The organism is Nitratidesulfovibrio liaohensis, assembly GCF_011682075.1.
GTDB lineage: Bacteria > Desulfobacterota > Desulfovibrionia > Desulfovibrionales > Desulfovibrionaceae > Cupidesulfovibrio > Cupidesulfovibrio liaohensis.
Map to the genome: position 1 here is coordinate 1 of NZ_VSMK01000525.1, position 1,518 is coordinate 1,518.

Consider the following 1,518-nt stretch of genomic DNA (forward strand, 5'->3'; position numbering starts at 1 on the left):
CTGCCGCCCCGCCGGTGGCGCCACCGGTGGCATCGGACAGGCGGCGGGCAAAGTCGGATTGCAGGTGCACGATGGCGTCCACCCGCCCGGCGCGCAGGTCTTCTTCCGCCCGGCGCATGTCGGTGACCACGCGGGGGCGGAAGGTGTCGGCCAGCAGCAGGCGCGCGGCGAACTCCATGGCCTCCGGTCCCAGGTCGTCGGTCACGATGGCCACGGGCACGTCGCGGGCGTCCAGGCTGATGCCGTAGCCGAACAGGAACAGCAGCACCACCGGCATGACCAGCGCGATGGCGATGGCGCTGGGGTCGCGCACCACTTGCAGCCATTCCTTGCGCAGCAGGCCGCGCATGCGCAGCAGCAGGCCGCGCAGGGCGGTGGGGCGGATGTCCTGCGCTTGTCCGGCAGGCAGGGGGGGGGCGGAGTCTGGGGTGCCGGAGAGGGGGCGCGTGCCGGGGGCGGAGGATTTGCCCGTTGTGTCAGGCATGGCAGTCGCGCCAGCTTGATCAGTCTGGGCACTCTGGCCCGGCGTCGTTGGCGCGTTGGCCCTGTGTCGCTCCGCCAGCGCGATGAAGGCCCGCTCTATGGTGGCCTGGCCGGAGGCGTGCCCCGGCGCATCCCGCTGGCCGTCGTACCTTCGCGCAACTTCGCGCGGGCCGTCCGTTGCGTCGTCCGCCGCTGGCGCCAGGGCGCGGATTTCAGCCGGGGTGCCCAGGGCCAGCACCTCGCCGCCCACCAGAATGGCCATGCGGTCGCAGTATTCCGCCTCGTCCAGGAAGTGGGTGGTGACGATGACCGTGACGCCCGACTCCGCCAGCGCGGTGATGCGCCGCCAGAATTCGCGCCGGGCCAGCGGGTCCACGCCCGAGGTGGCCTCGTCCAGGAACAGGATGTCCGGCTCGTGCATCAGGGCGCAGGCCATGGCCAGCCGCTGGCGGTAGCCCAGCGAAAGATCGCCGCTCTGGGCGTCGGCCACGTCGGAGAGGTCGAAGTCGCGCAGGGCCCAGGCCATGCGCGCATCGCGCGCGGCGCCGTGCAGGCCGTAGGCGCTGGCGAAGAAACGCAGGTTTTCCAGCACGGAAAGCTGGCCGTACAGCGAGAATTTCTGGGCCACGTAACCCACCCTGCGGCGCGCGGCGGCGGGTGCGCGCCGCAGGTCCACCCCGGCCACGCGCAGGCTGCCGCCCGTTGGGGGCAGCAGGCCGCAGAGCATCCGGAAGATGGTGGACTTGCCCGCACCGTTGGGGCCCAGCAAACCGAAGATTTCGCCGCGCCGCACGTCGAAGCTGGCCCCCTTCACGGCCATGAACGTGCCGAAGCGGCGTTCGAGGCCGCGTACCTCGATGACCGGCGTGCTGTCCGGGTGACTGTTCGGGGGCTCGGGAGCCAGTGCGGATGGTTGGCCCGGCGCGGGGCAATCCGGTGCGTCCGGAGCAGATGTGTCCGGAGCAGATGCGTCTGGGGCAGGGGGGGCGGCGGGCAGGGCGTCCCCCCCCGGCGCGGGCCTGCCGCCCGTGCCCG

1 protein-coding gene is annotated in these 1,518 nt (G+C 72.5%); it reads right to left on the bottom strand.

Annotated features, from left to right (window positions below):
- On the bottom strand, nt 1-1,518 hold a 1,518-nt coding region (locus FVW27_RS20665; RefSeq protein WP_243838499.1), incomplete at both ends, for an ATP-binding cassette domain-containing protein.